The following is a 9,058-nucleotide window of genomic DNA, read 5'->3' on the forward strand; positions in this document are numbered from 1 at the left end:
ATATAAGATTTCTTGAACTTCACGATAGCTAAGGTTATAACGAAGATAGTAGCCCACGGCTACAATAATCACATCCTACTGAAATTGCTTTCCTTTAAAATGATTCACCGTCATTCCTCCTGCTATCTTTTTCTATTATTCTACCTTATTTGATAGTAGATTTAAAACTTTGCAACAGAACCGTTTTGTAAATGTTAAAACAAAAGAATTTTCCTAACATTTTTGTAAGTTGGTATTTATCAATTCCAATTGTTTTTCACCTGATTATTGTATCATTTCATTCAAAACAAATATTGCCATCAATACTTTCTTTTTATAAAATAGCCTTGATGTCTATATAAAAATTTTCAAATTAACAAGGAGAAATGAAACTGATGCTTATCATGCTGCTAGTTATTGTTGCTATGTATTTTTATCTGTTTCGTACACAAAAAAAGCAACAAAAAGAACGACAAGATTTTTTAAACAATTTACAACCAGGAGACGCTGTTGTGACTATTGGAGGGTTACATGGAGTAATTTCTGAAATATCTTCAGATAAAAAGAAGGTAACTCTTGACTGTGAAGGCGCATTTTTCGACTTTGATCAACAATCTATACGAACGAAAAAATAAGCAGAAAGGAATCCCTCTCTGCTTATTTTTTTCTTTTATTTGGCAAACAATAGCCTAATTCTTTCAACTGTTTTTTCGTGACCACATGACGAAATTCTCCATCAAAAACGATCACTGTATATTGATTTATCACTTCAACTTTTCCTTTGAGCGTTTGTCCCATAACAGATTGACAATGCACAAATGATCCTATATCTATTAAATCCTTACTTTTTTTGGCCAAAACACAACCTCCGAAAATAATAATTAAAACCACCTATCTAGTAGGTGGTTTGGAAGAAATAGTCTCTGAAGAACAATTTCAACGTAACAGTCTATAAAAATTTTATCGTATTTACTTTCCTATTTCAATCTTAACTTCCCTAAAAAATCTTGGTACAATTATTCATGACTTTCATTTAACTAGGAGGAAATCATGAATATACTCTTCTTAAGTATCTGCCTTTTTTATGTAGCCTCTATCTTGGTAGGAATTTATCAATGCCTAAAAAAGAAATAAAGAAGTTATAAAAAATTTCACCCTATAAGAATAAAGGCAATAACCACTTAAAATCGAGGGTTAAATTCATGACACTACTACTATTGGCAAAGTGATTATTACCAAAATTTATTTTATCAGAAATTCAATAAATTTAAATACTTTTCATCTCCTTAGAATACCTATATTAATTCTCTTCTATAAAAAAACAACAGTTATATTTATTGATAAAATCAATATTTATTATAGCTAATCAATTTTAGTCAGTTACTTTAAGTTATAAAATAACAATATTGTAAGTTTTTTTCCTCTCTTTCATATGCTATATTTATAATATAAAATTTTGAAAGGGGTTTTTTAATATGCTCATAATAACTTCAGAAAAATTATATGGTGTAGAATACGAAACACTTGATGTAGTATTTGGTGTAACAACACATTCTAAAAATATTGTAAAAAATATTGGCGCAGGATTAAAAAATTTAGTTGGCGGAGAAATCAAAGCGTATACAGAAATGCAACAAGAAGCACGAAAAATAGCAATGGACCGTTTAAAAGAAGAAGCAAAAAATATTGGGGCCGACGCTATTATTGCTATGCGTTTCGACTCTGGATCTATTAGTAATGACATGCAGTCAGTTGTAGCATATGGTACAGCTGTTAAATTTAAGAATCAATAGAAAAAACGAACATTGGTTTTAATAGGAGTGATTATATGAACTATGTAAAAAGAATATTTTCAATTTTCATATTATTTATAATTAGTCAAATTGGAATCACTGCTTTTGGAGTAATAAAACAATTATCTTTAGATGCAGGAGAAAAAAATTTAAATATTTCCTCGACACTTGTTACAGTCATACTTGTTGTTATTAATATTCTTTTTTTAATCTACTTAGCTAAAAGAATGAACATTATAAAAACAAATCATCCATTTCTTACTAAAAAAAATATTTTGATTATTTTAGTAGCAACATTAATAGATCGAGGTATAGCTATTGGTGGAACATTGTTATTAAATATGCAAGGACACACAACTACAGCAAATGATTCGACTCTTATTAAATTATTTAGTGGAGTATCTCCTGTTTTAGTGGTTTTATTGTTAGGAATTGCTGCACCAATTATGGAAGAAATTGTATTTAGAGGAGGTATCATAGGATATCTTGTAGAAAATAATGCCCTATTAGCAATATTAATCAGTTCTTTTTTATTTGGGATTATTCATGGCCCTACAAATTTTATCAGCTTTGGAATGTATTTCTTCATGGGGATTATCCTTTCAGTTTCTTACTACAAAACAAAAGACTTAAGAGTAAGCATATCCATACACTTTTTAAACAACTTATTCCCTGCAATTGCTATAGCTTATGGTCTTATATAATAAGCTAACAAAAGATTAACAAGTTTTGAAAATATGTAATATTTACTAATGCTTTTTTATCATATTTTATAGGTATAAATCTTTATATTCTTAACTGATCTTAAGGAGGAAACTATATGAAAAAATATCTATCTACATTCATTCTCTTTTTCGGAGTAGTAGCAAACCTTTTAGTACTGACACCACAACTATATATTCATTCTCAACAAACGGTAGTAGGACTAATTTTAGGAATTATTGGTTTTATTTTAGCTATTTTCAATTATAAAAAAGGATATAAAACTTACCAAAAAATTGCTTTTATCTTAGGTGGTATTATCAACATTTATCCAGTTTTATATTTTACATTTCTATTTTTTGCACTTGGTTAATTTTACTTCTGTCAATGGCCAAAAACCTACATTTTAACTTGGCCATTGACAAACTTGATTTCCATTTGATTATTCTTCATAACTTTTTCCTTCTTTCTTTTTTATCCCTTATTACTATTTTCAAGTGGCACATATTCTCCAAGTTCTTTATGGTAACAACGACCACAGTCAGCACATTCAAAAAATTCATGCTTGCCTCGTACTTTATTGGCCAGTTGGCCACAATCACACTCTATTTTATTTACTACATTGTCTCGGTTCCACATACCAATTTCAATACCAAAATGATCATATTTTTTCTTAGCCATCACTTAAAGTCCTCCAGTTCTTTAACTATACACTTCATCCACGTGCTTAAAGTTCTTTTTATCTTTTATTTTTTTTCGTTTTTCTGCAGTAATTCCATAACGTTGACGATATCTCTTAAAAGTCCTTCTGTTGATACCAATTTGTTCTTCAACTTCTTTATCTGTTGCACCTTCAAGAAATAGCTTAAATCCTAACTGAAGGCGTGGGTCGTTTTCACTATATTTTCGTTTTCCCCCTGTGTATCTACCTTTTTGTTTTGCTAGCTTAATTCCCTGTTGCTGCGTTTCACGAATATAGCGGCGTTCTTCTTCTGCTTGATATTTGTATAATTCGATTATCAAGTTATTAAGTAAACGGCGCAAATTATCGTCAGTTATCCCTGTTAAAGCTGGTAAATTCAAAACTTCAAGCGTAGCTTTCTTCAGCTGAATTAAATTCATCGTTTCTGTTAACTCTTTATTATTTCGTCCTAAACGTTTTAATTCCGTCACAACGACAATATCACCTTCACGTATGAATTTCATCATTTCTTGAAATCCTTCTCGATTTGTGTCTTTTCCGCTAGCTTTATCTGAAAAAATTTTATCGCAATTAGAAAGCAACTCTAATTGCCTATCTAAATTTTGATCTGTACTGCTCACACGTGCATAACCTATTTTTGCCATAAAAATACTCTCCATTTCAAAATTCTGTTGCCCAATCCTGTTGACCCTTTACAAATCCAAGTATACCATAGCTAACCAAAAGAACCAACAGGGTATACCCTGTTGGTTCTTTTGATTTACGAATTCAAACAGCATTTTTTATATTTTTTTCCACTACCACAATAGCAGGGAGCATTTCGTCCTATCTTCTTTTTCTTAACACTATGTTTAGATCCGATATTTGTTTTAACATTCAAGTGGGGAATACATCCACTTAAAATAAGATTATTTCTTCTTAGATTATAAACTAGCTCTAAAATGTAAATTACTACACTGAAGTTATCTATACACAATGAAGCAAATTCCATTAAATACAGTTTTTCAACATTTTCTCTATCATGAAATTTAATTATTTGTGTCGTGTAATCAATCTCACTGTCAAAGTGTTGAATAGCATTTCTTAATTTGTTTTTTAGACTTATTACTGGGATACTAAAAGGTTCATCATTATTCATCCATTCTAATTTTTTTCCTTTAAATACTTTGAGATACTCATCATAAGATTTACCGTTCTCACATTTTTGATAGTCTCCTCTGACTTCAATATTATTTAATGCAATTACGATATCAACATTTTCTAATATCCATTCGTAACTTTGCGCATAAAATGTTGTTAATTCTTCAAAATTAGCGGTCATTATACCATACTTATCCATATCAACATTATTCATTTTATCAGCATAACGCAGAGAAACAACCGGAATTAACTGATCGTATATTTTTGCAAAAGACTCTATTAGTTTGAATGCTTTTTTTTCAATATTATCTAATTTTGATTCTATTTTTATTGAGTACTCCATATATTTAGGAAGTTTACTCTTATCTTCCAACATTAAATTTGCCAAGCTAATATATCTAGAAATTGAATTGTCTCCAACAATGACACTAATACCAGTAGTTGCAATAAGCATTTGATGTAATGCCATACATGCATCAAGCATATTACGGACTTCGGTTACTCCTATATGGGGATATTTAGAAAGTTCTTTATTTATTTTTGGTTTTAATAGACGTAATTGGTTATTCCAAAAAAGATTGTAATTAATCTTTAAATCAGACCAATGTTTCTTGTAATAATTTGAAAAAAACATTGCATTCTTAGTTGAGTTTTTACTTAAAAGTATATCATTATAAAAATTATGAGCTCTTATGAAAGGAGAAAGTTCCACATTATCTAATCCCATAGTTTTTTTTTTAATTTTTCGCGTAGGAAACTCAGCTGATAGCTCAACTGAATAAAATTCATTTTCATACTCGTCAATTTCGCAAGCATTATCTAATTTTATATAATAATTTTCAGCATCTTCAAGTATTACTTTTCCATTAATAAGAATATCGCAGTTTGGACAGTTCACATGAAATGGTATGTTAAAATATCCTAACTGAATTCTTAGATTTATTGTTGTACCACATGTACTACATGTTATAAATTTGTTATCAACCATAAATTTCCCCCGCTTATTAAAGTTTTTAATGTACTAAGTATAACTCACTTTCAAACAATTTTCTTACAATTTTTTTAGTTTATCAAAGGACTATATCTTAAATTTATCTTGCGAATTCTTGTTTCTATTAATCAGACTGACAGCTGCTTTTCTTGATAAACCACACACAACTCCTTCCAACGCACGTTCCATTTTCGTTTGTTTTTCGGTTCTTTCCTTTTTACTTTCATGATATAACTTATTCAAATCGATTTTTTCAGTCATTTTCTACATCCCCTCTTCTATTAATGTTTTTTTGTCTTGCTAAACTCAACCATTCTGTTACTTTAGATTTTTTATTGCTAGAAAACGTGTCTAGTAAATACACACAAGAATTAAATACACATAGCATCGAAATAGTTTTTTCGGATAACAAACTTAACAATATAATTTTAAATACTAAAACTAATTATAGCTGGGTCGTTGTTCCTGAAGATATCTCACTCATTGCACTTAAACAGCTTCCTAAAGAAATAGGGTTATTAAAAATTTCATCTAAAAGAATAATACAAGTTGTTAGGAATGCAGCACTTACTAATGAAACTAGTAAATTAGATATTTTACAAGCATTCATCGTTAAAACTATATAAATTAATATCTTACATGTAGAAAAAAAGTGTTTATTATACATCATCAATAATCTATCATGACGATGCAGCATATCTCAAAAATGGCATTGAGTTTATTTTTACCATATGAAAAAATGGGAATAGCAAGTGTCTTTATATTTTTGATTGTTATGTAGATTTCGTGCTAAAATACATTGAAAAACTTAGCATGAAAGTTGAAAGAGTTATTGAAAAAGAAGATTAATAATTAATAGGAGGTGAATTCAGTTGTTAGAAAACAAATTAGGTATTATTAACCAACTTGAGTTAAACAGAGTTGAGGAACGTGTTAGTAAAGAAAATGCAAAACGATTATATGACTCTGGAGATATTGACAGAATAGAAGTTGGAACATTCAAAGGACTATCATATATCCATAATTATTTGTTTGAAGATATTTATGAATTTGCAGGTAAAGTAAGAAGTCAAAATATTTCTAAAGGAAATTTTCGCTTTGCACCAGTAATGTACCTAGAAATCGCTTTAGAACATATAGATAAAATGCCCCAAAGAAATTTAGATGAAATTGTAGCCAAATATGTTGAAATGAACATTGCACATCCTTTTCGTGAGGGCAATGGTAGAGCAACGAGAATATGGTTAGACTTAATTCTGAAAAAAGAATTAAAGCGGGTTGTAGATTGGAACTTAATTAATAAAGAAGATTACTTGTCTGCAATGGAAAGAAGTCCGGTCAAAGATTTGGAAATCAAATATTTAATCTCAAATGCTTTAACTGATAAAATTAATGATAGAGAAATCTTCATGAAGGGTATTGATATTAGCTATTATTATGAAGGATACACCGAATACAATGTTGATGAATTATAAATAATCTCGTTTGCAATACAAAATTATTAAAAACTATATAATTAATAATATAACAAAACGGAAGGAAAGGCATTTAAAAAGTGAGTATAGATAAAGAAAGCTATCCTATCAACGTAGGATTCCCAAATTTTATAACATATAGACAAAGCGCTAATACATTATTTAATTTTATGAGAGATATAAATTATTTAATTACTGACATTGAAAATATGAAATTATATCCTAGATATGTCATTGAAGATGTTGAATATTTAAAATTAAAAATAGGAAATAGAAGAATTAAGAATGTTGCTTTTCCTATGCTTTGCTTCTGTGATATTCATCTACACATGCTTCCTCATCACGTAGAAAAAGATGAAAAAACTGGAAGTGATGGATATGGTAAATACGGTATAGGATTGGATAAAGAATGGTGTGAATCGCAAGGATTTCAACCAATTAGTTATATAAATGAAAATTCTGTTAGATGTAAAGAATTAAGTGATATATTCAATAAAGGGCTTGAATCACTTGCTAAAGGTTTAGATCTAGATGAGGATTTCTATGATTTCATTTTAAATCAAGTAAAATTATCTAAACCATTAAATGGTCAAATGAGAATGAATAATAAAAACATAAGAAAAAATTTTCATGATGAAAAAGAATGGCGCTTTCTTCCTAACGTATCTAAAGTTAATATGAGTAGTTTTTTAAATGATGCTACAATGCCAAAAAAAATGAATCCAGATGTCTTAAAAAAGATGTCCGATGCATTAACAACCGAAGATACCACTCATATTAATCTTACTGTTGAGGCTATAAAATATATCTTTGTAAATACTGTAGAAGATCGCAACAAACTTTTACAAACTATTAAAAATAAGTTTGCTGACAATGTTGAAAATGCATTAATTTTAGCTAGTAAAATTGTTGTCTATCAAGAAACTGTGGGGGATTGGTAAAATGGGATTTAAAGAAGCTTTTGAAGAAGAAAATGAAATAGAACTTAGCGTAGGACCCAAATCATGGCAAATTTATATTAACAAAATTGCTCCTAAAAACACACATTATGAGTATGATAAAAACTCACAACAATATATGCTCGTACCAAATAATACAGAAGAAAAAGTATCTTTTAAATTAAAACTTAAGCTTCCGAAAGAATTAAAAAATATCAAAATAGAACATCCTAACGATTTGAATACCTTACTCTATAGATATCAAAAACCTGTAGAAATCTCTATTTCTGAAGCAAATATAGGAGAAAGCTCTATAGAACCTCATAATCTTATGAAAGCTTTTGGCCAGGAAATAAAAGAACAAAACAAAAAATATTACCTTATTCCTGAAAAATTTGGTGAGGCTGAAAAAATTCCTGTTAAATTTAATAACGTAACATATGATTTTTGGATAGAGCAAAAGCCTTATCCAAGTTTAGAAAAGGTAATTTTTGAATCCAATACTGATGATATATTTTTCTTAAAATTGATTATGAATCAGACTACTCAAAAATTGAATATTTCTCTTACTTACAATTTCAAAAAATCGAATAGCTTGGATGAATTATATAGAAATCACAAAAAATTAAAAAATTTTGCAAGTGGTAGAATAGAAATTTTTGGAAGCGAACTTGACTTATTTGATCAAAATGAATTAAAAAATATACAAAACATGATAGACTTTTATACGAAGTTATACGAAGTTCAAGAATTCATCAATAATAGTAAAAAAGAAAACACTATTAAGTTTGACATAACTCAATCTGTTACTAATTCAGATATAATTAATTTAGAGAGACTATATATTTCACTAATTTTAGATAAATATTATTTTTATCCAGAAAAAAGTAGACTATTTTCTTTAACTTTGACAGAGGATATAAAAAATAAGATAGACAAAACAAATAAATTTGCAATGCTAGGATACACTCAAGTTGATATACATTTACTTAACGAGAATATAGAAATGATAGAACAGTTTGTATTTAAAGAAGTATCATCTATCGCCAGTGCACCAAATGAAAATACCTCTGATACTAGTAAATTAGATTTCAATATAGAAGGAGATCAGTTCACGTACAGAAAACTATTATTTGATGATGTACAAAATGATGATATGGGTGTTATTATTTCAGAATTAGAGTACGCTCAAAAGATTGGTTAACTCTGTGAAAATATAATTAACCAATCTTGACTCTCTTATTTAATAGTGTAGTACCAGACTAAGATTTATCATATTAGCCCGTAATCAGAATCAACATAAAATTCATTATTGGAAAACGGCTGAAGATACATTA

12 protein-coding genes and 1 pseudogene are annotated in these 9,058 nt (G+C 28.6%); 7 read left to right on the plus strand and 6 right to left on the minus strand.

Annotated features, from left to right (window positions below; all coding sequences use genetic code 11):
• Positions 1-108 (minus strand): annotated as a pseudogene (locus KQI94_RS14385) (IS6 family transposase); the annotation flags it as partial.
• 257 nt (positions 109-365) lie between these two features.
• On the opposite strand from KQI94_RS14385, the gene yajC reads away from it, so the two are divergent.
• A complete protein-coding gene (gene yajC / locus KQI94_RS14390) occupies positions 366-614 on the plus strand; it encodes a preprotein translocase subunit YajC (RefSeq protein ID WP_032488840.1) in 249 nt (82 codons plus the stop codon).
• Positions 615-636: 22 nt separating this feature from the next.
• On the opposite strand, the gene KQI94_RS14395 is transcribed toward yajC, so the two are convergent.
• Positions 637-837 (minus strand): hypothetical protein, encoded by a 201-nt coding sequence (locus KQI94_RS14395; protein ID WP_010717203.1) that lies wholly within the window; start codon positions 835-837, stop codon positions 637-639.
• Between the two features lie 617 nt (positions 838-1,454).
• On the opposite strand from KQI94_RS14395, the gene KQI94_RS14400 reads away from it, so the two are divergent.
• The 3 genes from KQI94_RS14400 to KQI94_RS14410 all read left to right on the plus strand — a co-directional run bounded on the left by KQI94_RS14400 (position 1,455) and on the right by KQI94_RS14410 (position 2,847).
• Positions 1,455-1,772, plus strand: coding sequence for a heavy metal-binding domain-containing protein (locus KQI94_RS14400; RefSeq protein ID WP_048947922.1), 318 nt, complete (start codon positions 1,455-1,457; stop codon positions 1,770-1,772).
• A 35-nt stretch (positions 1,773-1,807) separates the two neighbouring features.
• Positions 1,808-2,476 carry a CPBP family intramembrane glutamic endopeptidase gene (locus KQI94_RS14405; protein ID WP_010709163.1) on the plus strand — a complete coding sequence of 223 codons (669 nt, stop codon included), beginning with the start codon at positions 1,808-1,810 and terminating at the stop codon, positions 2,474-2,476.
• A gap of 116 nt (positions 2,477-2,592) precedes the next feature.
• Positions 2,593-2,847 (plus strand): hypothetical protein, encoded by a 255-nt coding sequence (locus KQI94_RS14410; RefSeq protein ID WP_010709162.1) that lies wholly within the window; start codon positions 2,593-2,595, stop codon positions 2,845-2,847.
• A 101-nt stretch (positions 2,848-2,948) separates the two neighbouring features.
• On the opposite strand, the gene KQI94_RS14415 is transcribed toward KQI94_RS14410, so the two are convergent.
• From KQI94_RS14415 to KQI94_RS14430, 4 genes are all read right to left on the minus strand, one after another.
• On the minus strand, positions 2,949-3,158 hold the full coding sequence (locus KQI94_RS14415) for a hypothetical protein (protein WP_048947921.1): 210 nt from the start codon (positions 3,156-3,158) through the stop codon (positions 2,949-2,951).
• Between the two features lie 18 nt (positions 3,159-3,176).
• The gene (locus KQI94_RS14420; protein WP_048947920.1) at positions 3,177-3,821 is read right to left on the minus strand and encodes a recombinase family protein; all 645 of its coding nucleotides are present in this window, start codon (positions 3,819-3,821) and stop codon (positions 3,177-3,179) included.
• A gap of 116 nt (positions 3,822-3,937) precedes the next feature.
• Entirely contained in the window at positions 3,938-5,305 is a 1,368-nt protein-coding gene (locus KQI94_RS14425) for an SEC-C metal-binding domain-containing protein (RefSeq protein WP_048948035.1), read from the minus strand.
• A 90-nt stretch (positions 5,306-5,395) separates the two neighbouring features.
• Entirely contained in the window at positions 5,396-5,569 is a 174-nt protein-coding gene (locus KQI94_RS14430; RefSeq protein WP_002385577.1) for a hypothetical protein, read from the minus strand.
• Between the two features lie 611 nt (positions 5,570-6,180).
• Between KQI94_RS14430 and KQI94_RS14435 the strand changes: the two genes are divergently transcribed.
• From KQI94_RS14435 to KQI94_RS14445, 3 genes are all read left to right on the plus strand, one after another.
• Positions 6,181-6,783, plus strand: a complete 603-nt coding sequence (locus KQI94_RS14435) for a Fic family protein (RefSeq protein ID WP_010775695.1) — start codon at positions 6,181-6,183, stop codon at positions 6,781-6,783.
• A gap of 80 nt (positions 6,784-6,863) precedes the next feature.
• On the plus strand, positions 6,864-7,724 hold the full coding sequence (locus KQI94_RS14440; protein WP_010775696.1) for an abortive infection system antitoxin AbiGi family protein: 861 nt from the start codon (positions 6,864-6,866) through the stop codon (positions 7,722-7,724).
• Between the two features lies 1 nt (position 7,725).
• Entirely contained in the window at positions 7,726-8,925 is a 1,200-nt protein-coding gene (locus KQI94_RS14445; protein ID WP_216454545.1) for an abortive infection system toxin AbiGii family protein, read from the plus strand.
• Positions 8,926-9,058: the final 133 nt, after the last annotated feature.

The organism is Enterococcus sp. S183_ASV_20 (assembly GCF_018919685.1).
Lineage (GTDB): Bacteria > Bacillota > Bacilli > Lactobacillales > Enterococcaceae > Enterococcus > Enterococcus faecalis.

Coding starts and splice junctions, on each gene's coding strand:
- yajC (WP_032488840.1), top strand. CDS start 366: ATGAAACTGATGCTTATCATGCTGCTAGTTATTGTTGCTATGTATTTT.
- KQI94_RS14445 (WP_216454545.1), top strand. CDS start 7,726: ATGGGATTTAAAGAAGCTTTTGAAGAAGAAAATGAAATAGAACTTAGC.
- KQI94_RS14410 (WP_010709162.1), top strand. CDS start 2,593: ATGAAAAAATATCTATCTACATTCATTCTCTTTTTCGGAGTAGTAGCA.
- KQI94_RS14405 (WP_010709163.1), top strand. CDS start 1,808: ATGAACTATGTAAAAAGAATATTTTCAATTTTCATATTATTTATAATT.
- KQI94_RS14425 (WP_048948035.1), bottom strand. CDS start 5,305: ATGGTTGATAACAAATTTATAACATGTAGTACATGTGGTACAACAATA.
- KQI94_RS14400 (WP_048947922.1), top strand. CDS start 1,455: ATGCTCATAATAACTTCAGAAAAATTATATGGTGTAGAATACGAAACA.
- KQI94_RS14430 (WP_002385577.1), bottom strand. CDS start 5,569: ATGACTGAAAAAATCGATTTGAATAAGTTATATCATGAAAGTAAAAAG.
- KQI94_RS14420 (WP_048947920.1), bottom strand. CDS start 3,821: ATGGCAAAAATAGGTTATGCACGTGTGAGCAGTACAGATCAAAATTTA.